The organism is Ruegeria sp. ABV3_008 (assembly GCF_056161185.1).
Genome location: NZ_JBSWYP010000004.1, coordinates 1 through 21,680 on the forward strand (window position 1 = coordinate 1; position 21,680 = coordinate 21,680).

The 21,680-nt window shown below is 58.4% G+C and carries 21 protein-coding genes; 9 read left to right on the top strand and 12 right to left on the bottom strand.

Annotation, left to right across the window (positions count from 1 at the left end; translation table 11 throughout):
- Nucleotides 1-248: 248 nt before the first annotated feature.
- Both ACXAH8_RS08475 and ACXAH8_RS08480 read right to left on the bottom strand, forming a co-directional pair.
- Entirely contained in the window at nt 249-1,250 is a 1,002-nt protein-coding gene (locus ACXAH8_RS08475) for a molybdopterin-binding protein (protein WP_475217580.1), read from the bottom strand.
- Nucleotides 1,247-2,215, bottom strand: a complete 969-nt coding sequence (locus tag ACXAH8_RS08480) for an XdhC family protein (protein ID WP_475217582.1) — start codon at nt 2,213-2,215, stop codon at nt 1,247-1,249. Before ACXAH8_RS08480 ends, ACXAH8_RS08475 begins: the two co-directional genes overlap by 4 nt.
- A gap of 225 nt (nt 2,216-2,440) precedes the next feature.
- Here ACXAH8_RS08480 and ACXAH8_RS08485 point away from each other — a divergent pair, with 225 nt between their 5' ends.
- On the top strand, nt 2,441-2,941 hold the full coding sequence (locus ACXAH8_RS08485; RefSeq protein ID WP_475217584.1) for a hypothetical protein: 501 nt from the start codon (nt 2,441-2,443) through the stop codon (nt 2,939-2,941).
- A 3-nt stretch (nt 2,942-2,944) separates the two neighbouring features.
- Here the strand turns inward: ACXAH8_RS08485 and ACXAH8_RS08490 are convergent, their stop codons facing one another.
- Together ACXAH8_RS08490 and ACXAH8_RS08495 are read right to left on the bottom strand one after the other, a co-directional pair.
- Nucleotides 2,945-4,204, bottom strand: coding sequence for a vWA domain-containing protein (locus ACXAH8_RS08490; RefSeq protein ID WP_475217586.1), 1,260 nt, complete (start codon nt 4,202-4,204; stop codon nt 2,945-2,947).
- Nucleotides 4,205-4,262: 58 nt separating this feature from the next.
- Nucleotides 4,263-5,171 carry an AAA family ATPase gene (locus ACXAH8_RS08495; protein WP_475217588.1) on the bottom strand — a complete coding sequence of 303 codons (909 nt, stop codon included), beginning with the start codon at nt 5,169-5,171 and terminating at the stop codon, nt 4,263-4,265.
- A 136-nt stretch (nt 5,172-5,307) separates the two neighbouring features.
- Between ACXAH8_RS08495 and pyrC the strand changes: the two genes are divergently transcribed.
- On the top strand, nt 5,308-6,345 hold the full coding sequence (pyrC, locus tag ACXAH8_RS08500; RefSeq protein WP_475217590.1) for a dihydroorotase: 1,038 nt from the start codon (nt 5,308-5,310) through the stop codon (nt 6,343-6,345).
- On the opposite strand, the gene ACXAH8_RS08505 is transcribed toward pyrC, so the two are convergent.
- Together ACXAH8_RS08505 and ACXAH8_RS08510 are read right to left on the bottom strand one after the other, a co-directional pair.
- Nucleotides 6,342-7,637 (bottom strand): MmgE/PrpD family protein, encoded by a 1,296-nt coding sequence (locus ACXAH8_RS08505; protein ID WP_475217592.1) that lies wholly within the window; start codon nt 7,635-7,637, stop codon nt 6,342-6,344. The two genes, pyrC and ACXAH8_RS08505, sit on opposite strands and share 4 nt — an antisense overlap.
- A gap of 38 nt (nt 7,638-7,675) precedes the next feature.
- On the bottom strand, nt 7,676-8,122 hold the full coding sequence (locus ACXAH8_RS08510) for a type II toxin-antitoxin system RatA family toxin (protein ID WP_475217594.1): 447 nt from the start codon (nt 8,120-8,122) through the stop codon (nt 7,676-7,678).
- A gap of 73 nt (nt 8,123-8,195) precedes the next feature.
- Here ACXAH8_RS08510 and hpt point away from each other — a divergent pair, with 73 nt between their 5' ends.
- Nucleotides 8,196-8,732, top strand: coding sequence for a hypoxanthine phosphoribosyltransferase (gene hpt / locus ACXAH8_RS08515; RefSeq protein ID WP_170642023.1), 537 nt, complete (start codon nt 8,196-8,198; stop codon nt 8,730-8,732).
- Between the two features lie 8 nt (nt 8,733-8,740).
- On the opposite strand, the gene ACXAH8_RS08520 is transcribed toward hpt, so the two are convergent.
- Complete coding sequence (locus ACXAH8_RS08520; RefSeq protein WP_475217596.1) at nt 8,741-9,883, bottom strand: amidohydrolase; 1,143 nt, start codon at nt 9,881-9,883, stop codon at nt 8,741-8,743.
- Nucleotides 9,880-10,830: a lipoyl synthase gene (gene lipA / locus ACXAH8_RS08525; RefSeq protein WP_475217598.1), complete on the bottom strand. Its 951-nt coding sequence runs from the start codon at nt 10,828-10,830 to the stop codon at nt 9,880-9,882. Before lipA ends, ACXAH8_RS08520 begins: the two co-directional genes overlap by 4 nt.
- 261 nt (nt 10,831-11,091) lie before the next feature.
- Here lipA and ACXAH8_RS08530 point away from each other — a divergent pair, with 261 nt between their 5' ends.
- On the top strand, nt 11,092-11,640 hold the full coding sequence (locus ACXAH8_RS08530) for a redoxin family protein (RefSeq protein WP_475217600.1): 549 nt from the start codon (nt 11,092-11,094) through the stop codon (nt 11,638-11,640).
- Between the two features lie 47 nt (nt 11,641-11,687).
- On the opposite strand, the gene ACXAH8_RS08535 is transcribed toward ACXAH8_RS08530, so the two are convergent.
- On the bottom strand, nt 11,688-12,611 hold the full coding sequence (locus ACXAH8_RS08535; protein ID WP_475217602.1) for a LysR substrate-binding domain-containing protein: 924 nt from the start codon (nt 12,609-12,611) through the stop codon (nt 11,688-11,690).
- 47 nt (nt 12,612-12,658) lie between these two features.
- Nucleotides 12,659-13,741, bottom strand: coding sequence for a DUF6456 domain-containing protein (locus ACXAH8_RS08540; protein ID WP_475218079.1), 1,083 nt, complete (start codon nt 13,739-13,741; stop codon nt 12,659-12,661).
- A 253-nt stretch (nt 13,742-13,994) separates the two neighbouring features.
- Here ACXAH8_RS08540 and ACXAH8_RS08545 point away from each other — a divergent pair, with 253 nt between their 5' ends.
- The gene (locus ACXAH8_RS08545; protein ID WP_475217604.1) at nt 13,995-14,282 is read left to right on the top strand and encodes a DUF6477 family protein; all 288 of its coding nucleotides are present in this window, start codon (nt 13,995-13,997) and stop codon (nt 14,280-14,282) included.
- Here ACXAH8_RS08545 and ACXAH8_RS08550 read toward each other — a convergent pair whose 3' ends face one another.
- Together ACXAH8_RS08550 and ACXAH8_RS08555 are read right to left on the bottom strand one after the other, a co-directional pair.
- On the bottom strand, nt 14,283-15,827 hold the full coding sequence (locus tag ACXAH8_RS08550) for a trimethylamine methyltransferase family protein (protein ID WP_475217606.1): 1,545 nt from the start codon (nt 15,825-15,827) through the stop codon (nt 14,283-14,285).
- Nucleotides 15,828-15,962: 135 nt separating this feature from the next.
- Complete coding sequence (locus tag ACXAH8_RS08555) at nt 15,963-16,667, bottom strand: MgtC/SapB family protein (RefSeq protein WP_475217608.1); 705 nt, start codon at nt 16,665-16,667, stop codon at nt 15,963-15,965.
- Between the two features lie 165 nt (nt 16,668-16,832).
- Here ACXAH8_RS08555 and guaA point away from each other — a divergent pair, with 165 nt between their 5' ends.
- The 4 genes from guaA to ACXAH8_RS08575 all read left to right on the top strand — a co-directional run bounded on the left by guaA (nt 16,833) and on the right by ACXAH8_RS08575 (nt 21,663).
- Nucleotides 16,833-18,392, top strand: a complete 1,560-nt coding sequence (gene guaA / locus ACXAH8_RS08560) for a glutamine-hydrolyzing GMP synthase (protein WP_475217610.1) — start codon at nt 16,833-16,835, stop codon at nt 18,390-18,392.
- A 97-nt stretch (nt 18,393-18,489) separates the two neighbouring features.
- A complete protein-coding gene (locus tag ACXAH8_RS08565) occupies nt 18,490-19,395 on the top strand; it encodes a DMT family transporter (protein WP_475217613.1) in 906 nt (301 codons plus the stop codon).
- 127 nt (nt 19,396-19,522) lie between these two features.
- Complete coding sequence (locus ACXAH8_RS08570; RefSeq protein WP_170376791.1) at nt 19,523-20,659, top strand: porin family protein; 1,137 nt, start codon at nt 19,523-19,525, stop codon at nt 20,657-20,659.
- A gap of 107 nt (nt 20,660-20,766) precedes the next feature.
- On the top strand, nt 20,767-21,663 hold the full coding sequence (locus ACXAH8_RS08575) for a DMT family transporter (RefSeq protein ID WP_475217617.1): 897 nt from the start codon (nt 20,767-20,769) through the stop codon (nt 21,661-21,663).
- Nucleotides 21,664-21,680 lie beyond the last annotated feature (17 nt).

The following is a 21,680-nucleotide window of genomic DNA, read 5'->3' on the forward strand; positions in this document are numbered from 1 at the left end:
TCAAAGACAAATGATCCCGCAAAAAACCAGACAATAACGTCCGACCCTCAACTTCACCGCTCACAGACATGCCATTCACAGTCAGCGATATATTTGGCATAAGACCTCCCCTTCTTTAGCTTGTTCGCTTGGGGCGAGTTAAACACGGGAGGTCTGGCTTGAGAACAGGAATTTGTCGCTTTTTGACGCCAGAGGGACGCAAAGGACCGATGTCATAGTTTCACCGGCGTCGCCTGTGGGCGTCCGACCTACTTCTTTCGCTGTGCGCGAGGTTGCGGCCGGGTTGGGATTTCCTTGAGCAGACCACCCACACCCATCGCAGCAATATCAGCACCAGTGGTCTCGACCCCACAGGCCACCCGGGACAAAACCCAATCAGCCCCGTTCAAAGCCGGAGAGCGCGCGCATCCTGGCAGGCCGATCACAGGTCGAGTGTTCAACGCCCCCAGAAACAGCAAGTTGCCCGGATCTACCGGCATGCCGAACCGGTCAACATCCCCGCCCGCGGCGCGCACGGCGGACGGGGCCACGTCGTTCACATCCGACGTGGCCGAGGCCGTCAGGATCATCAGCACATCGCCTTCAGCACGATCAATGGCGGATGCAAGTTGATCGATTTTATGCGGGACGATTTGAACATCGCACAGGTCCATGCCCAGAGCTTCGACACGCCCGCGCATGGCTGCGATGCCCTTCTCATTGGGCGGCCCTCCGGCGATGTCCGTTACGATCAATCCCGCGCTGCGATAGACCGGCGCGACAAGGCGGACCGAGGCCTGCGCCAAGGTGGCCGCGCGTTGGACATCGGCTTTGGGAACGGCGTATGAGATCACCTTGATTGTCGCGACCATACCGCCCGCGCTCATCTGCTGATGCTGCGGGACCGTTGCGACGGTGATCATTGGATTGATGCGGTTGAACTGCTCGAGTGCGGCCACATCCAGCAGCACCACGCCCGGCCCCTCGGCCAGAAGGTTCACGCGGCCGGTAAACGCCTCGGTCAGGCGCAAATTGGCGTCGGAGGGGTCAGGGACCAGAGCGCGGGCGAGCATCTCGGCGGCCTCGTCCTCATGACAATCGCCCGGCTCCAGACCGGCGACGATAACCTCGTCAAACCCCGCGCTGGACAATTGCGAGACATGCTCGGCAGTTAGCATGAGCCCTTTGCGCAGCTTTTGATCCGAGACTTTGACGGAATGCGCAAGAATGGCTCCGGCGGCTTCGGTCACGGGCACAGGGCCGAATTTCATGCCTTACCTCGCAAAACCGCCGTCATCTGGGCCAGAATAGCCACGGCAATCTCGGAGGGTCCTGCAGCACCGATATCAAGACCGATCGGCCCGTGAATGCGTGCGATCTGAGCTTGGGTGAACCCCGCCTCGGTCATCCGCTCAACCCGTTTTGCATGGGTGCGGGTCGACCCAAGGGCGCCAATGTAGAGCACATCCGCATCCAACGCGGCCTGCAGGGCCGGATCATCCAGTTTCGGATCGTGGGTTAACAGCACAATCGCCGTGCGCTGATCCAAACCTAACTTGGCAACCGCTTCATCCGGCCAATCGGTCAACAGGGTCTCTCCGGGGAAGCGGCTGTCTGAGGCAAATGCCTCACGCGGGTCGATGATGGCCGGGTCGTAACCCGCAATCCGCGCCATCGGCACCAAGGCCTGCGCGATGTGAACCGCACCGACGATGATCAACCGCAAAGGCGGGTTGTGAACGGCGACGAAGGTCTTGCCGTCTTCCTCGAACCCAGACCGATCCATACGCAACCGATCCGCATAAGCATTGCGGCGCAAGGCCCTGTGTCCGCTGTCTGTATTCACTTCATAGGCCAGCGGTTCACGGCGCGCACGGGCGGCGACCAGCTCGGCCAGCATCGGTTCAGGCAGGACAGAGCCGACCGGCTCGACCAAAACCCGGATCGTGCCGCCGCAGGCCAGACCTACGGCAAATGCGTCCTCGTCGCTGACACCGAATTCAAGCAGGCGCGCCTCACCCTCGTCAATTGCTTCAATGGCTTCGACGATCACGGCGCCTTCGACGCAACCGCCCGAGACCGACCCTTCAATCCGCCCATCCCCGCCAATAACGAGCTGTGACCCCACGCGCCGAGGAGCGCTGCCCCAGGTTTCGACAACAGTGGCCAGCGCGGCACCGCGACCGCTGCGGTGCCATTCCAAAGCGCGTTCCGGGCTGCTGTCGAATCGATCCATCGAATCCTCCTGGCTTGTTGCAAACCAACATAGGCAGCCTTGGACCAATGAAAAGCGAACGTTAGTCGGAGACGCCGGTCAATTCGCCATTATGTGGGCAGTAAAAGGCCGATTTGATATTCACACTCTCAAAGGATTGATTGCGAATACCCCACGTCTTAAGTTGAAACCGTGCCTGAATTTGGATTGGGCGCTCTCAATAAATTTCTCAACGGAGACGAAGAGTTGAAACGCATTCTTACACTGGGAACGGCGCTCGGCCTGTTGGCCTCGACCGCTGCATGGGCTGATACATTCGAACGCTATGGTGAGGTCGAAGGCTGGAAAGTCTTCATCGACAACGAAAAGAAATCCTGTCTGATTGAGGCCGTGGATGACGCGGAAAACGTTGTTCAGATGGGCCTGACCGAGGATCGCGGTGTGGGTTACGTTGGCGTTTTCACCAAGGCGGCAACCAATATCAAACGCGGAGAAAAAGAAGCCGTGGCAATCCTGCTGGGTGATAACCTGTATGTGGGTGAAGCCACTGGCATGAAGGGCAATATCACCAAGGGTTATTCAGGTGGCTATGTCCTGTCCGACGACCCACAGTTTGCGGATGATCTGGCCAAGAAACAGGTCATGATCGTCTTCCCCGAAAAGGAATTTGCTTTCACCGTCGATCTGACTGGCACTTACAAGGCCATGGAAATGGCGCGTGAGTGCAACGAAAAACAGCTGGGCTAAATCCTAGCCGGAAAGCGCGGACATGAGCCGCGCTTTCTCTCCGACGTCGTCCTGAGCAGAGATGACCGTGGCGAGGTCTTCCAACGACGCAATTGAATGGCCTGCGCGGAAGCTGTCGACATGGGGCAGCATGGCCGCCACGCCTTGTGCTTTGGGGGCGAACCCATCCCAGCGCAGCAGCGGGTTCAGCCAGATCAGACGACGGGCCGAAAGATGCAGGCGCTCGGTTTCTTTCGCCAAGGCTTCGGGCGCGCCGCGATCCAGCCCGTCCGAGATCAGCAGAACCACCGCGCCCTGCCCCATGACGCGCCGCGACCAGTCTCGGTTGAAGGCGTGCAGGCAGTCTCCGATCCGCGTGCCGCCTTCCCAATCTTGCGCCTCGGTCCCAGCGGCAGCTAGGGCGACATCCACGTCGCGCTGGTGTAGGTGACGGGTGATATTGGTCAGTTGCGTGCCGAAGGTGAAGGCATGGACCTTGGCCCAGCCGGCCCCCTTGGCGTTCGAGACCGTGTGCAGAAAATGCAGGATCAGGCGGCTATATTGGCTCATCGAGCCGGAGATATCGCAGAGCACGACCAGATTGGGCCAGCGCGGCCGGGGTTTTTGTTTCGCGATATCGTGCAGCTCTCCGCCCTGACGCATGGCGGCGCGCAGGGTTCTCGCCCGGTCGATCCGGTGGCCGATATGGCTGGCCTGGCTGCGGCGGCTTTCGATCGGTTTCACCGGCAGGCTGAGGCGCGACAGGAGGCGCTTGGCCTGAGCGATCTCTTCGGTACTCATCTGTTCGAAATCCAGACTGCGCAGACGTTCCTCGGACGAGGCGGTTTGCGAAGCGTCAATCTCAAGCTCGGTCTCTCCCTCCTGCTCCTCGGAGGTTTCAGGCTGATCGCGTTCAACCCCGTCAAGCAACGCCTCAGCCGCACGTTTTTCACCAGCGTCAGCTTTGCGTTCTTCCTGCACGCCGCGAATGGCGGGCAGCATCATGGACATCATGTGTTCAAGATACCTTGGGTCCCGCCAATAAAGGCGAAAGACCTGCGCGAAGACGGTGCGATGTTCGGGGCGGTTCACGAAACAGGCGTGCAGGGTCCAGTAGAAATCCTGCTTTTCGGTGAAGCCTGCCGCCTCAACAGCGCGGATGGCATCCACCACACGACCGGTGCCGATCGGCAGCCCGGCTTTTCGAAGGGCGCGGGCGAAATGTGTGATGTTCTGCGCCAGCTTCGGGTTTTCGGGAATGTCGAGCGGGATCTGTTCGGCCATCAGCGCTCATGGGGGCTCTGCCCCCATACCCCCGAGGTATTTTCAAACAGAAGAAACATCAGGCCAGTTCTAAATCGGCCTTGGCTTCGTCAAGAATGCGTTTGGCCTCGGACCCTTGCAGTTTCTGGATGTCGTCCTGGTATTTGAGAATCGCGCCGAGGGTATCTCCGATCACTTCGGGGCTGAGGTTGATAACGTCCAGCGCCAGCAGGCATTTGGCCCAGTCGATGGTTTCGGCCACGCCGGGTTTCTTGAACAAGTCTTCGGTGCGCAAACGCTGCACGAAGGCTACGACCTCACGACTGAGGGACTGGGCCGCTTCGGGCGCGCGGGCGTTCAGGATTTCAATCTCCCGGTCGAAACCCGGGTAGTCGACCCAGTGGTATAGACAGCGGCGTTTGAGGGCATCATGCACCTCACGCGTGCGGTTTGAGGTGACGATCACAACCGGCGGTTCGGGGGCTTTGACGGTACCGAGTTCCGGGATCGTGACCTGAAAATCGCTAAGCGCTTCCAGCAAGAAGGCCTCGAATGGTTCATCGGTGCGGTCAAGCTCGTCGATCAGCAGCACCGGCGCGCCGTTTTCATCGGGCCTCATGGCTTGTAGCAATGGGCGTTCGACGAGATAGCCATCCGAGAACAGCTCGGTCTGCAGGGCTGAACGGTCTGCGCCACCCGCAGCTTCGGCGGTTCGGATGGCGACCATCTGCGCAGGAAAGTTCCATTCATAGACGGCAGAGGACGCGTCCAGCCCTTCGTAACATTGCAGGCGGATCAGGCGGCGACCAAGTCCTGCGGCCAGTGCCTTGGCGATCTCGGTCTTGCCGACACCAGCCTCGCCTTCCAGAAACAGCGGCCGGCCGAGTTTCAGCGACAGAAAAACGACCGTTGCCAGCGCACGGCCGCAAACATAGCCCTGTGCGCTCAGCATGGTTTGAACCGCGTCTATGGAATCTGGCTGTGTCATGTGCTGAATTCTCCCTTGCCACAAAAGGTCATGGCCGCGCCTGTGCGTCAAGGCCATCACCCATTTCTGAGCTACGACGTTCGAACGAGTTGACAAGGGCTTTTACGGCGGCGGCCTCTGTGTTAGCGGAGGCCTCATGACCGATAGCATCACGATCCGCCGCCCCGACGATTGGCATCTGCACCTGCGCGATGGCGCAATGTTGCAGGCCGTCCTGCCCGAAACCGCGCGCCATTTTGGCCGTGCGATCATCATGCCCAATCTGGTGCCCCCGGTGGTCACCGGCGCGCATGCTGCCGCCTATCGCGAGCGTATCATGGCTGCGCTGCCCGAAGGCATGACGTTCGAGCCGCTGATGACCCTGTATCTGACCGAAGATACCGATCCTGAAGACCTCGCTGCCGCGCATGCAAGTGGGTTGGTTAAGGCGGTCAAGCTCTACCCCGCGGGTGCGACGACCAATTCGCATTCGGGTGTTCGGAATTTCGACAATGTGCGCCCGGTGCTGGAGAAAATGGCCGAGATCGGCCTGCCTCTATGTGTTCATGGCGAGGTCACCGATGCCGAGATAGACATTTTCGACCGCGAAGCCGTGTTCATCGACCGCGTTCTGGATCCGATCCGCCGGGCCACGCCGGGCCTACGCGTTGTGATGGAGCATATTACGACCCGCGACGGTGTTCAGTATGTTGCGGCAAATAAGACCGATCTGGGCGCAACGATCACCGCGCACCATCTGATCATCAACCGCAACCACATTCTGGTGGGCGGGATCAAACCTCACTACTACTGCCTGCCCGTCGCCAAGCGTGAAGAGCATCGGTTGGAGCTGCTGAAGGCCGCGACCTCTGGCGATCCGCGTTATTTCCTGGGCACGGACAGCGCGCCACATACGGATGACAACAAGGAAATGGCCTGTGGCTGTGCGGGCTGTTTCACGGCGACCAACACCATGTCCTTGGTAGCCGAGATGTTCGACCGCGAAGGTGCCATGGACAAGCTGGAAGGGTTCGTGTCGTTGAATGGTCCGGCCTTCTATCGCCTGCCGGTGAACGAAAGTTCGATCACGCTGACCAAGGGTGACCCGGTCGAATACCCGTCGAAGATCGAAAGTGGCGACGGCCCCGTCACCGTATTCGACCCCGGCTTCCCCCTGCACTGGCGCGTGGTTTAACCCGCCAGTTTTGCAGCCAGATCGCGGGCGCGACCTCCGGTGCGCAGCATCGACCAGATCGCGTCTGCCTCGTCCCCTCCAATCAGTTTCGACGCTTTGGCCCGGACACGGTCTTCCCGATCCGCCAGAGACATCGGAGCCATCAGATCATGGGTAACCTCGCGTCGCACGCCGTCGCGCCGCAGAAGCTCTAGGCGGGCCTGGGTCTCGGTGAGGGTTTCATCCGCCTCGACCGTGATGCGATCTCGTAAAGAGCGAATTCGAGGATCAGCGCAGACCTTTTCGGTGTAACTGCTTGGCAAAGCGGTGTCGTAGCCGAGCGCCTGCATGGCGATCACCGAGCGATAGGAAAACTTCGCCCCCAACCCCGTGGTCGGAGACATCTGGTTGCACACGCTCATCCAGCGCGGATGGGTTTTGACCTTGATTTCAGCCACTTCGGGTTCGGCAATATCAAGACGCAGAGCAGCCTCAAGCGCGGCGTGCAAACCGTGGCAGCAGGCGTGGAACTTGTGGCTGACCGATTCGAACAGCCATTCCTCTCCCAATCCGTCCAGCGCCGCCGACGTATCCGCCGCGCCCTGATGGGTGGCGCCAAAGCCGTACTGGCCCTCTAGCGCACTCGCATTGGGCTCAAAGCCCCGTTTAATCAGCAACGCGGCCTCAACCCCGGCTGATGCGGCCAATCCTGCATTGTAGGGTTTGCCCATGGTGCCGAACTGAGTTTTCAGACCGGCCGCGCGCGTGGCCGTCAAGCCCAGAACTTCCTGCATCTGGTTGGCATCGAACCCAAGCACTCGACCCACTGCAACCGCCGCCCCAAAGGCCCCCGAAGTCGCCGTTTGGTGGAACCCAGCCTGATAGTGGTCTCGACCGAGCCAGAGGCCGATACGGATCGAAACCTCCATCCCGATCAGGGCCGCCTCCAACAGATCAACGAGGATACGGTCATCCCATTCTGAAACCGCCAAGGCCGCAGGAAGGATGGCAACGGACGGATGTCCGATATGGGCGAAATGGGTGTCGTCATAGTCCAGCGCGTGAGACACCGTTCCATTGACCAGCGCCGCCGCGCGCAAGGGCGCTGCCCCGCCGCCGAAAAGATGGGCCTGCGCTGCTCCGCCCTCCTCCTGCACCATGTCCCGGACGGCGACCGACACGGGTTCGGACACACCGGCACGGCCCACGGCGATCCAGTCGAGAACGGACAGAGACGTAACAGCCCGCGCCTGCGCGGTTGTGTTTACGGGGCCAGCGGCAAAACTCGCGAGTGTTGAGGTAAATCCAGACATAGCGCGCAGTCTAGCGCGCGTCGGTCGTTGGTAAAGCCTTAGCTGTAAAGCTCAGCGGCACGCGCCTCAAACGCGCGTACGATGCGCTGCATGGCCTCGTTGAAGACTACACCAATGATCCCTTGCAGGATGGCGTTCTTGAACTCGAAGTCTACATGGAACGAGACGTTGCACCCACCTTCGGGCGCGTCTTCAAACTGCCAGTCCGATTTCATGTATTTGAACGGGCCGTCCAGATATTCAGTATCGATCTTCTTTTGACCGGCAAACAAGGTCACTCGGCTACCAAACCGTTCGCGAAACACCTTGAACGAGATCACCAGGTCCGCCTCCATCACCTCTGCCTCGCCAGACGCATAGGTCTTTCGGATACGCGCGGCGGCACACCAAGGCAGGAACTTGGGATAGCTCGCCACGTCAGCAACCAAATCATACATCTGCTGAGCCGTATAAGGCAGGTGACGAGTTTCCGAGTGGATAGGCATGGCAATCCGGCATTAGAAGGTGACAATGGCGCGTCATGTCGTATGTTGCGCGCCAAAGATCAAGGGGGCTGCGATGACTGACCGCGCTTATGTGATAGATGAGATGATCTCGGCCAAGGCAATTGCAGCCAGAATCGAAGAGCTTTGCCGCGAGATTACCGAGGAATTCGGCAATACCGACAAGCTGGTCGTCGTCGGCCTGCTGCGCGGCTCTTTCGTGTTCATCGCTGATCTGGTCCGCGAGTTGGACCTGCCGATCGAGGTGGATTTCCTCGAGGCATCCTCTTACGGCGACGCGATGGAGAGCAGCCGAGAAGTGCGTATTCTCAAGGACTTGCGCGGCGCGATTGAAGGTCGCGATGTGCTGGTAGTCGAAGATATCGTCGATACGGGCCATACGCTGAACCACGTCACCAACCTGCTACGCAGTCGTGAGCCAAAACGGCTTAAGTCCATTGCGCTACTGGACAAACCGAGCCGGCGCGAGGTTGATTTTCGTTCGGATTGGATCGGGTTCGAAATCCCTGACGAGTTCGTTGTGGGCTACGGAATCGACTACGCGCAGCGCAATCGCAACCTGCCGTTCATCGGTAAGGTTCGGTTTACCTGAACGCGACCTCAGCCCAGCACCTGCCGGATCGCCGCCAGAAAGACGCCTGTTCCAATTGGGATCAGCGCGTCGGGGAAATCATAGTCGGGATTGTGCAACTGGGGGTGATCTCGCCCTGCTCCCAACCAGAACATCGCCGATTTTGCGCCTTTACCGAACTGGCCAAAATCTTCCGAAAACCTTTGCGGCTCATTGGTCAACTTGCATGCAACAGAATGATCCGCGCAGGCCTCGGCCAGAATAGTCACCGCCTCAGCGTCGTTGATGCAGGCCTCGAAGACATCCTCATAGGTGAACTCGGCACTCAGGTTCTCGGACTTGGCGACCTGCTTAACCAAGGCTTCAGCATCGGCAACGAGCTTTGCCATACGGTCGTCTGACACGGTGCGCAATGTCACCCACAGCTCAGCCTGACCGGGGGCGACGCCAAAGGTCTGTGCCCCGAGGCTGGCATGCGTGATCGTAGTCAGCGCATAGTCGGCGTTTAGGGCGCCCGCCGTGCCGAGCCGGGTGAGTTCCGGTATCAACGCGGACAAAGCGCCCGCCGGAGAAACCCCGTCCTGCGGCGCAGCGGCATGAGAGGTCTTTCCGGTCAACGCAATCCGCATACCCCGGGAGGCGCAGTTGGTTGGCCCCTGACACAGCTCAACCTCGCCCAGTTCCAGCCCCGGCAAGTTATGGAGAGAAAGCACGTAATCCGGCGCAAGTTGCGCGAATTGGGCATCGTCGCGGAACGCCCTGGCCCCCTGCCCCGTTTCTTCAGCGGGTTGGAAAATAAGAACCACCCGTCCGCGCGTCGGGCGCTGTTCCTGCAACTCAAGCGCCACGCCGAGAACCATCGACATATGGCCGTCATGCCCGCACAGATGCCCATTACCCGGCACGGTCGAGATATACGGCAGTTCCGAGAGTTCCTTGATCGGCAACCCATCCAGCTCGCACCGGATGGCGACGGTGGGCCCGGTTGTGCCGCTGTCGAAGACCGCCGCAACTCCGTGCCCGCCGAGGTCGGTCACCACGGTATCCGCCCCTGCGCGACGCAGCTCATCAGCCATACGCTTGGCGGTCTCACGTTCTTGCCCAGAAAGTTCGGGATGTTGATGCAAACTGTGGCGCAGCGCTGTCAGCCGCGCCAATCTTTCAGGCGTCACGCTTGACCCAGCTTCGCTTGCCGCGCCGCGCGCAAACACGCGAAATCGTCGCCCGCGTGGTAGGAGGAGCGCGTCAGAGGTGTAGCTGAGACCATCAGGAAGCCCTTGCCATAAGCCGCTTTTTCATAGGAGGCGAACTCTTCGGGCGTCACGAAACGGTCCACCGCGTGGTGCTTTGGCGTTGGCTGCAGATACTGACCAATGGTCAGGAAATCTATGTCAGCGGCGCGCATGTCATCCATGACCTGACCGACTTGCTGTTTGTCCTCTCCCAAACCGACCATAATGCCGGATTTGGTGAAGATCGACGGGTCCAGTTCCTTCACCCGCTGCAACAGGCGCAGCGAATGGAAATACCGCGCGCCGGGGCGAACCTCAGGGTAGAGGCCCGGTACCGTCTCGAGATTGTGGTTGAACACATCCGGCTTGGCTTCGACCACGGTCTCAAGCACTTCGGGCTCACATTTCAGGAAGTCCGGCGTCAGAATCTCGATCGTCGTCTTGGGTGAGCGGTGACGTACGGCGCGAATTGTCTGCGCAAAGTGATCCGCTCCACCGTCTTTCAAATCGTCCCGATCAACCGAGGTGATCACAACGTGGTTCAGACCCAATTTTTGAACCGCATGCGCTACACGACCCGGCTCGAATGCATCCAGCGAGTCCGGACGTCCCGTGGCAATATTACAGAAGGTGCAGCCGCGGGTACAAATCTCGCCCATGATCATCATGGTGGCGTGACCCTGGCTCCAGCACTCGCCTACGTTGGGGCATCCGGCCTCTTCGCAAACCGTCACCAGATTGTTTTCACGCATGATCTTATGCGTCTCGGCATAACCCTTGCCGCCTGGCGCCTTGACCCTGATCCATTTCGGCTTCTTAGGCTGGGCGTTGTCCGGGCGATGCGCCTTTTCGGGGTGACGTTGTTCTGGGATTTTCAGATCGCGCACGGGCAGTTTTCCTAACTTTGGGTCAACTTTGTGTACCCATAACATAAAACACTCACGCCTGTTACACCAGCGACGCATAGCCGCTATGCACATATCTCGCGAGCGTCAAATTAGTTTAACCTTAAACTGTATTTTTCACGCAAAAATCAATAGATAAGTCAATCAAACCTATCTTGCAGATGCAGCATTTCATGGATTGAAGGCAGTTTAGAACTGATTTAAATCGCCAGAACGTCACAACTGAATCACAGGAACTTGAACATGAAGACCGGAGCAAAACTGCCCGATGTGACCTTCCATACGCGTGTCCGCGACGAGGCCATCGAAGGCCCCAATCCGTTCCGCTGGGAAGACAAGACAACCGCCGATTATTTCGCTGGCAAACGGGTGATCCTGTTCTCGCTGCCCGGCGCTTTCACCCCCACATGTTCAACCTACCAGCTGCCCGGGTTTGAAAACGGCTACGCCGACTTCACCGCCAAGGGTATCGACGAGATTTACTGCATGTCCGTCAATGACAGCTTTGTCATGAACAAATGGGCTCAGGATCAAGGCCTGAATAACGTCAAGGTCATCCCTGATGGTTCGGGTGAGTTCACCCGCAAGATGGGCATGCTGGTCGACAAGGACAACCTGGGCTTTGGCATGCGCTCTTGGCGCTATGCGGCCATCATCAATGACGGCGTTGTCGAAGCATGGTTCGAAGAGCCTGGCCTGATGGATAACTGCCCCGAAGACCCCTATGGTGTGTCCTCGCCCGAGACTCTGATCCAGCATCTAGAAGCTGCCGCCGAACCCGCGTTGGCGTAAATCTCTTGCTTAAGCGCTGAATACAGGCCCGCTTCCGGCGGGCCTTTTCATGTCCGCGTGGCCGAAACGATCTGGTCCCCCACGTCCCGGATCACCTGGGCCAAACGATCCACCCAACCGTCATCCGTTGTTGACGCACGCCGGACAAGCCCCACCGTGCGTGCAGGTTGCGGGGCGCCGAAACGCAAGAGCTTCATGCCCGGCACCGCCTCTGATTCCGATTTCGCGGCGAGTTCGGGCATCAGCGTCAGGCCGAACCCCTCGGCAACCAGCCGGGAAAGCGTCGCAAGCGAGGAGGCCCCCATGTTGATCTGCCCACTGCCCCGATCCTGCCCGCAGACTTCAAGCGCTTGATCCGTTAGGCAGTGGCCATCCTCCAACAACATCAACTGCGCTGATTGCAGATCCAGAGGGCGCAGCATCTCGGGACTGGTGTTCACACGTTGCAGACGCGCTGCGCTGCCTGCCAGCAGGAAGTGATCCTGGAACAACGGCGTTTCGCGGAATTCCGAGCCGCCCGCCGGCAGGGCCAGAACTGCAGCGTCGATCTCACCTTCGCGGAGCAAAGACAGCAACCGTTCGGTCCTCGCTTCGCGGATCTGCACACGCAACGAAACATCTGCGGCGCGTAGACCACCCAGAACGCCGGGTAGAAGATACGGTGCAATCGTCGGAATGATCCCGATCGACAACGACCGATGGCCGCCAGAATGATCCCGCGCGAACTGGTCCAACCGCACAGCTGCCCCCAGCACCTGACGCGCATGTTCCAGAACGTCTCGCCCCAACGGCGTCAGCAGGATGTCCCGCGCCTGACGTTCGAACAGTACACCGCCCAGCGTTTCTTCAAGCGATTTGATCTGAACAGACAGCGCAGGTTGCGAAACGTTGCAGACCTGCGCGGCGCGGCCGAAATTGCGCTGCTCGGCCACGGCTTGAAAGTACTGCAACTGTTTGAGTGTGAAATTCATAGCCCTTGATTATCACCAAGGGCTGAAACCACAAGAGGGACTTATACCTAGCCAATCATGCGATCTTGCCCAGAGAGGTCCTCATAGTGTCGATTCAGGCGCTGCAACGCGATGCGCAGAACGATCTTGCCCGAGCGGGCGGACCAGCCCATGCGTTTTTCGGCCAGTTCCAGCCCCTCAAGATAGCAACAACAGCGCAGCGCTACATCACTGAGTCCCGGCCCGAGGTCCGACAACGCGTGCGCCACACGGTCTTTCGCGTCCGAGGCCCTTCGCCCGCCGTGAGATTCACTTTCGAAATTGCCGCGCCCTCCTCCGGTCAGAAAGCGATCCCAGTTCTGCGTAACCTGCGGGCCGATCTGCGCAAGTTCAAAGTCTTCGCGCAGTCTTTCCCCGGCACGGACAAGCGTTTCATCGAGAAAGGGTTTGCCGTCTCGGTCCCGCCGCCGCGCCAAGGCGATCAACGGGCTTTCCGCAGCACTGTAGCGCATACGTCGGGCGCGTTCCGGGACGTCTCCGTTCGACTTCGGCTGAAACGCTGCCTGTGCCTCGGCCACGCCGAATTCATTGCGCGACCGGGCCTTGTTTTCCGCCTCGGCCACCAATCGGTTGAGCGCGGCGCGCCCCGATGTCGAGATCCGGTATCGGGAAATACGGCCCGGATTGTCGCAAGTAATCCAGTCCTGCAAGGCAAGCGCCTGAGCGATCTTGCAATCAACAACGGCCGTTCTTGTGGTCCCGGCCTCACCGGTGTCACGTACGACCACGGCCTTCTCCATATCCTCGGCCACCGCCAAAACCGATCCCGTCTCACATAGGCGTCTCAGCACACGCAGCGCTTCGCCCTCGAATGAGTCGTCTTCCTGGTTGTCCTGTCCGCCTGCGTCAAAGCGGCGCGTCCGATCAGAGACCGAGAAATGTGTCTCGGCCAGCGATTTCAGAGCCGCATCGACCAAGGGATCATCGCGGCGCATTTCGACCCGTCGGATTTGTCTGAGAATGGTAGAGGCATGGCACCCGGCCGATCTTGCGATATCCCGGATCGACTGACCAGTTTCCGTGTGCGCAAGGTAGCGCTGTGCCCCCTCGGGAACCCATGCCGGAATAGAGAATGCCACGTTGTTTTCCATGTTCATTTGCCCTCGTCGACAAAACAGACTGCCACTTTTGCCCCCCGAAATTATAGTTAACCAAATCTAACTAGAGGTGGTTTCGTTACTCGTTCGTTAACCCCGACGCGCAGCAACCAGATTTGGTTCAAAAAGATAAACAGTCGTGAAACCAACGTTCGGGGCGATCCTTAGCGACGCAACACCCGCTCAGGTTGTGTGACAAACAGGGCGTCAATTATCCGAACAAGAGGCACATGAAATGCAAGACCTGATGACTATGAGCACGAACCTGCGCCGCCCCCGTCTATTGGCGCGCGCTGCAAAATTCGGAGCTCAGGATTACAACCGTGACCGGCATCTTCAGCGTATACTGGGCTATGGTCGACTGCCGGGGAACGGGGCCGCTCTGATGCGACTTATGGATATGGAGAGAGAGCAAAATACGCTTCGAAAAGAAGAGGATGCCGCCTATTCTCTGGTCAGGCACCTTGATCTTCTGATTGCGCTTTTGGGTGAGGCGCAGCTGTACCAAGCCAGCCGCGCCGCACAGTTCGAGTAATCAGGTAAACGCGTCCGGCATCGAGGCTTTCTTGTCGGCAATATAAGCCTCGAGCGCCTCTTTGGCGGCCGGGTCCATCTGCGGCTGCTGGTAGTTAGCCAGCAGATGCTCGACCCGGGCCGAAGCCAGCTGACGCGTATCGCGCGAACCTTCGTCCTGCCAGGTCTCGAAGGGTTTGTAGTCCAGTACCTCGGTTTTCCAGAAGGCTTCCTTGAAGTTGGCCTGCGTGTGTTCGCAGCCAAGATAGTGGCCGCCCGGTCCCACTTCGCGGATCGCACCCATCGCCTGTGCGTTCTCGTCATAGGCGACACCTTTGGCCAGACCGTGCAGAACACCAAGTTGATCGGCATCCATCACGAACTTCTCAAAGTCTGCAACCAGACCGCCTTCGAGCCAGCCGCACGAGTGCAGCATGAAGTTCACGCCCGACATCAGACCCATGTTCAGCGAGTTCGCGGTCTCATACGCCGCCTGCGCATCAGGCAGTTTCGAGCCACAGAACGACCCCGCAGAGCGGTAAGGCAGGTTCAGACGACGTGCCAGCTGACCTGCACCATAGGTGATATGCGCGGCCTCGGGTGTACCAAAGGTCGGCGCGCCCGAATTCATGTCAATCGAAGTCACGAACGCACCAAAAATCACGGGTGCGCCCGGACGGATGATCTGGCTATAGGCGATACCCGCCAGCACCTCGGCCAGAACCTGCGTCAGCGTCCCTGCAACCGACACCGGCGCCATCGCACCACCGACGATGAAAGGCGAGACGATGCAAGCCTGATTGTTCTTCGCGTAAACCTCTAGCGACCCCATCATCACATCGTCAAAGGTCATCGGCGAGTTGATGTTGGTCAGCGAGGTCATCACGGTGTTGTTCTGAACGAAGTCCTTGCCGAATAGAATCTCGCACATCTCAACCGAATCCTGCGCGCGGCTGGGGTCGGTCACGGATCCCATGAAGGGTTTGTCCGAGAGGCTCATATGCGCCATCAGCATATCGAGGTGGCGTTTGTTCACCGGAATATCGGTCGGTTCGCAAACGGTACCGCCCGAGTGGTGCAGCCACTTGGACATATAGGCCAGCTTCACGAACTTGTTGAAATCATCCATGGTCGCATAACGACGACCACCCTGCGCATCACGCACGAACGGAGGGCCGTAGACAGGCGCAAGAACCATGTTGCGGCCGCCGATCACCACCGATTTTTCGGGGTTGCGGGCGTGCTGAGTGAACTGGCTCGGGGCCGTTTTGATCAGCTGGCGCGCCAGACCACGCGGGATGCGCACGCGTTCGCCATCGACATCTGCACCTGCATTGCGCCAACGCTCCAGCGCGGCGGGGTTGTCGACAAAGTTGACGCCAACCTCTTCCAGAATCGTTTCCGCGTTGTACTCGATGATCTCCAACGCTTCCTCGTTGAGGACCTCAAAGTTCGGAATGTTCCGCTCAATGTACTTTGCGGTGTCGATCCGAACCGCAGTGCGTTCTGCCCGGCGGGCGGCTCCGCCACCACCGCGACCTCGACGACGTGCTGATGCTTCAGCCATTTTTCCTCACCATACTTTGGATGTGTTGATTGGGGTTCTATCTAGCCCGCCAACACTCGCTACTATTGGAAGATAACGGCTTTTGGCACATAAAAGCGACATCAAGCCGCGACGGGACCCTTTAAAACAACGGTTTCAGGTCTCGTTCGAGTCTTCCCATTCGACACTCAGAATCCCCGGCTCAAGAATTAGGGGCGCAGCAATTTTGTGTTGCACATTTTCTGGATGATCTTCGGTGGAAATGAGAATTTCCAGTGTTTGCAAACCTTTGTCGTCTGCATCCCCCTTCTGAAACCCGACAATGCGCACCCCGTTTTGCGCCAAAGCCTGTAGTGCCGCCGCGCGAACCTCTGCCTGCGCATCTGCCGCACACTGCACGAGGATGCGGAACTCTTGCGTCAAGGGAACCCCGGCACGTGTCGTTTTTTTCAACCATTTCACCAAAGGCCGAAGCCCCAGATTCACAAAAATGACGAAACCCGTCATCATTATCGCAAAGACCCAGGCACCACTGCCAGCCATCATCCCCACAGCCGCCGAGCACCACAAGGTCGCCGCCGTGTTCAAGCCGTGAATGGTGAAACCATGCCGAAAGATGATGCCAGCGCCAAGAAACCCGATCCCCGAAACGACCTGCGCGGCCACACGAGTCGGGCTCACCTCATCCGGATAGAGCGCCGAGAAAACCACAAAAGCCGCGGCGCTCAGGGCCACCAGCGCATTGGTGCGCAAACCTGCCATACGTTGGCGCACTTGACGCTCGGACCCGATCAATGCCCCGCAGAACATGGCCAATGCTAGATTTAAGGCGGCAAGTTCAACAGCTATCGGCAAACGCATCTCTCCTATTCGGGTGTCCGTATGACGTGGACGGAAAGATCGTCATATTTTTGTTACAAAACTTTTACAATAGCCGAAGCGCAGTTTCCCGGAAATGCGGGTATCCGCCCTTCAGCAAAGACCTTATCTCTTGCGAATTCGTTACGCTTGGCCTATGGCCCGCACATGAGTGATACATCCCACGACCGCCTTCTGATCATCGACTTCGGCAGCCAGGTAACGCAGCTGATTGCACGCCGTCTACGCGAGCTGAATGTCTATTGCGAAATCCACCCTTACCAGAACGTCACCATGGAATTTGTGCGCGAAATGGCGCCCAAAGCGGTGATTTTTTCGGGTGGGCCGGACAGCGTCACGCGCAAGGGCTCTCCGCGCGCGCCGCAAGAGATTTTCGACTATGGCGTTCCGATCCTGGGCATCTGTTATGGCCAGCAGGTGATGATGCACCAACTGGGCGGCAAGGTCGAAAGCGGCCATGGCACTGCCGAGTTTGGCCGCGCCTTTGTCACTCCGAAAGGTCAGTTGGATATTCTGAAAGACTGGTTCGCGGATGGTGATGAACAGGTCTGGATGAGCCATGGCGATCATGTCAGCGAGATCGCTCCGGGGTTTGAGGTTTACGGCACCTCCCCCAACGCGCCGTTTGCCATCACGGCAGACAGCAAGCGCCATTTCTACGCTGTGCAGTTCCACCCCGAGGTGCATCACACACCTAAGGGCGCCAAGCTGTATGAGAATTTCGTGAAGCTCGCCGGGTTCAGCGGCGACTGGACAATGGGTGCTTATCGCGAGCAGATGATCGAGAAGATCCGCGAGCAGGTTGGTGACAAGAAAGTCATTTGCGGCCTGTCCGGCGGTGTCGACAGCTCGGTCGCGGCGATCCTGATCCACGAGGCGATTGGCGATCAGCTCACCTGTGTCTTTGTCGACCACGGCCTGCTACGCAAGAATGAGGCGCAGGAAGTCGTCGGCATGTTCCGCGACAACTACAATATTCAGCTGATCCACGCGGATGAGAGCGATCTGTTCCTAGGCGAGCTGGACGGTCAAAGCGACCCTGAGACCAAGCGCAAGATCATCGGCAAGCTGTTCATCGACGTCTTCCAGAAACACGCCGACACTATCGACGGGGCCGAGTTCTTGGCCCAAGGCACTCTCTACCCCGACGTCATCGAGTCCGTCTCTTTCAGCGGAGGCCCTTCGGTCACGATCAAGTCGCACCACAATGTTGGTGGCCTGCCCGAGAAGATGGGCCTGAAGCTGGTCGAACCCCTGCGTGAGCTGTTCAAGGATGAGGTCCGCGCGCTGGGTCGCGAACTGGGCCTGCCTGACAGCTTCATCGGCCGCCACCCCTTCCCCGGGCCGGGTCTGGCCATTCGCTGTCCCGGAGAAATTACCCGCGAGAAGCTGGAAATCCTGCGGGAGGCCGATGCGATCTACATCGACCAGATTCGCAAACACGGGCTCTATGATGAGATCTGGCAGGCTTTCGTGGCGATTCTCCCCGTCCGCACGGTCGGCGTCATGGGCGATGGCCGCACATACGACTACGCCTGCGCGCTACGTGCCGTGACATCAGTAGATGGCATGACCGCCGACTATTACCCCTTCAGCCATGAATTCCTCGGCGAAACCGCCACTCGGATCATAAATGAGGTCAAGGGCATCAACCGATGCACCTATGACATCACCTCGAAACCTCCGGGAACAATTGAGTGGGAATGAGACAAAAGCCGGGTTCTGACCCGGCTTTTTTGTTTCTCCGACACTGAGAAAAGTGATTTAAAGTCAGACATCTAAACCAATCGTTAAGAGGCGCAGCGTGCAGGGCGACAAAACGCAGTTTGGTAAGGCCGCTCTGTGGATGACCGGCGCTATTGCCTCGTTCTCCTCAATGGCCGTCGCCGGTCGAGAGTTGAGCCTGCATCACGATACTTTCGAGATCATGATGTATCGCAGTTTTGTCGGCGTGATCATCGTAGCGCTAGTATTGACGGCGACCCGCAAATGGCATCAGGTCACAACCGAGCGTCTTGGTTTGCACGCCCTACGCAACACGTTCCATTTCACCGGCCAAAACCTCTGGTTCTACGCGGTCGGAGTGGCTCCTCTGGCGCAGGTCTTTGCGCTTGAGTTCACCCAGCCGATCTGGGTAATCCTGCTCTCTCCGCTGCTGTTAAAAGAGCGCCTGACCGCTATCCGCATGACATCGGCACTGATCGCGTTTGCTGGCGTTCTGATGGTGACAAGACCCGGAACCTCAAGCCTTTCGCCGGGCATTCTAATGGCTGCTGGAAGCGCGATTTTCTTCGCGTTTACAACAATCACGACGAAACAGCTCACTCGACATGCAAGTATCGGATGTATCGTGTTTTGGCTGACTGTGATGCAGGCTGTTCTGGGCACGATTGCGGCAGGGGTAGACCAGCAGATCGCATTGCCAACACTGCAGACGGCACCCTTTTTGTTGCTGGTTGGTCTAGCCGGTCTTTTGGCGCACTTCTGTATCACAAACGCGCTTGCAATCGCCCCCGCGACCGTGGTGGTGCCGTTCGACTTTGCCCGCCTGCCGACGATCGCAGTTGTCGGTATGCTTCTTTATCATGAACCACTGGATCACTGGACGCTGCTCGGAGCAGCAGTGATCTTTTCAGGTATCTTTCTGAATGTTTGGTCCGAAAATCGTAACAGTTTAGCAACAGTTCGTGCCGACACTCATAAGAAGTAACGCACGGTCACTAGTTGACGATAAAATAGACACCGAGACAGTATCGGGCATTCAAATCGAGCGGGTCGGCATCCGTACACTCACACGATGCCATACAGGCCTTCAAGGGACAGTAAGGGAGGAATACATGAGAAAGGCGCTACTATCAGCGTGCGCGCTTTGCGTGGGGGCAACGGCTGGCCACGCTGGCGGCCTGGACCGAAGCGGTCAGGGCATCAATCTGATTTTCGAAGAAGGGTCGGTTGTGCAGTTCCGCCTCGGGTATACAGATCCGAGCGTCAGCGGTACGTTACTTGACGCGAACCCCGCCAGCCCCACAAACGGGCAGGTTATTAACTCTGGAAACGTCTCCAACGACTTCTTCACGCCACATCTTGGCTACAAGACGTCTTTGACTGAAAAGATCGACTTTGCGATCATGTACGACCAGCCCTATGGCGCTGACATCGCATATGCTTCCAACTACCCACTTTCGATCAATCCGGCATCGCCCACAACCACCGGCTCTTTGCGCGCAACGGCTGATACCGATGCAATCACCGCCTTGTTCCGCTACAAGTTCGACAACGGGTTCAGTGCTCTTGGCGGCGTTCGCGCCCAACGCGTGAAAGCAAGCGTAGATGTGCCGGCCGCATTGGGGTATTCAGTTGAAACGGATGCTGATACGGCCTTTGGCTACGTGCTTGGTGTTGCGTGGGAAAAACCAGAAATTGCCGCTCGCGTCTCGCTGACATACAACTCGAAGATCTCGCACGATCTGTCGCAAACAGAGAGCGGCACTCTATTTGGATCGGTCGATACCAGCAGCGAAATCGAAACGCCGCAGTCGGTGAACTTGGATTTCCAAACCGGCGTAGCACCGAAAACGCTGCTATTCGGCTCGATCAGATGGGTTGATTGGCCGCAATTGGAGTACGATCCGCCAAACTATCCGCCGACCACTGCACTGGTTAGCTATGGCAATGCCACCTACACTTACACTCTGGGTTTGGGATACCAGTTCTCTGAAGAGTTTTCGGGCGCTGTGACGTTAGGCTATGAAACCGACGAAGGAGAACCGGTGACCAACCTGGGTCCCACAGACGGTTTCTGGAGCATCGGTCTTGGCGGCACCTACTCTCTGGAAAAAGCCAAAATCTCGGCGGGCGTTCGCTACACCGATATTGGTGACGCAACAGCTGACGGTGGGTTTGGTCAAACAGCTGACTTCTCGGGCAACAGCGCTTGGAGTGTCGGCTTCCAGATCACCTACGCTCTGGACTAATCACCCCCACACAAAAAACCAATCAGACCTCGCTATTTTCGGTGGGGTCTTTTTGTTTCCGCATCTTTCGGGTCGCCGCATGAACTCAAAGCTGCCACAACCTTTTCATGGAACACCAAAAACACCTATCCCCCCGCGCATGGGCTGAGCTTTCGCTGCTGGGTGCCATATGGGGCGCCTCATTCGTTTCAATTCGGATTGCGCTGGATACGATACCGGTGATGACCTCGGTGCTGCATCGGACTTTCTGGGCTATGCTGGCCTTGTGGTTGGTGGTTTGGCTTAGGGGTCTAAGCGTCCCGTCCTCACCACGCCTGTGGTTTGGTTTTCTGGTCATGGGACTGCTCAATAACGTGATTCCGTTTTCGCTTATGGCGTGGGGACAGTTGTACATTGACACCGGCCTCACGGCGATTTTGAACGCGGCGACGGCTATCTTTGGCGTTCTCGTTGCTGCGCTCTTCTTTTCCGACGAGAGGTTGACACCACCGCGCCTTCTCGGCGCTGGACTCGGCTTTTTTGGCGTCTCAATCGCAATCGGTATCGGCAACCTCACCAGCTTCAGCCTGCAAAACACAGCTCAACTTGCCATCCTCGCGGGCACTATCTCCTACGCGTTTGCCGGCGCTTGGGCGCGCAAACACCTAAGCTCCCTGCCCCCTATTGTTGCGGCTGCAGGGATGCTAACCGGCTCGACTCTCTTCATGATCCCGATTGCCCTTATGACTGACGGCATCCCAAGTCTCAGCCTGCCTGCGGTCACATGGGCGGCAATCGCGTATTATTCCCTGATCGCGACGGCGGGTGCCTATCTTCTCTACTACCGGGTCCTTGCAATGGCTGGCAGTGGCAATTTGTTACTCGTGACCCTCATCATCCCACCTGTCGCGATCGTTTTGGGCGCCTTGCTGCGCGACGAGGCACTGGATCCACGCGCCTATGTCGGCTTTGCCGTGCTGGCCGCGGGACTATTGATCCTCAACCGAGCCTCCCCACGCGATTGACGCCGCCGCCTGCCCGA